This window comes from Xenorhabdus yunnanensis, from assembly GCF_028598805.1.
GTDB classification, from domain to species: Bacteria; Pseudomonadota; Gammaproteobacteria; order Enterobacterales; family Enterobacteriaceae; genus Xenorhabdus; species Xenorhabdus yunnanensis.
On the sequence record NZ_JAQRFI010000254.1, the window covers coordinates 1 to 389 of the forward strand.

The 389-nt window shown below is 36.5% G+C and carries 2 protein-coding genes; both read right to left on the reverse strand.

What is annotated here, in order from left to right:
- On the reverse strand, positions 1-168 hold a 168-nt coding region (locus tag PSI23_RS23360), incomplete at its 3' end, for an ANR family transcriptional regulator (protein ID WP_373567374.1).
- Positions 146-389, reverse strand: a 244-nt coding sequence (locus tag PSI23_RS22125; protein WP_273557061.1) for a hypothetical protein, incomplete at its 5' end; no start/stop codon positions are given. The genes PSI23_RS22125 and PSI23_RS23360, both read right to left, overlap by 23 nt.

A 389-nucleotide genomic window follows, 5' to 3' on the forward strand; every position in this document is an offset into this window, starting at 1 on the left:
GTTATGCTCCTGACGATATTCAGACCATAATTGAGTATTAAGGCTGGTGGCTACTTCTTTGGCCTTCCCCCAATATAAAGCTGCAAGGTCGTATTTTTCTTCTTTCTCTTTTTGGATGGCTGTATTAGCAAAATCTAAATAGGTTTCATTTTTCATTGTTATCTCCATTTATTGGCTCCGTTTTCTTCGCAATGAGTTTCAATATTTCATTCATAAACCCATTACCTTCTGCGGTTAAATTTCCGTGCTTGGTGTAAAAGCTGTCATATGTTGATATCAGTTCATGTGATTTATGTTGATGCTCGCCAAGTCCATCTTCAAAGAACTTAATTAAAGCGAGAGTCAATATTTCCTCATCTAAATCCAGCCTGCAATTAGTTCTATTCACT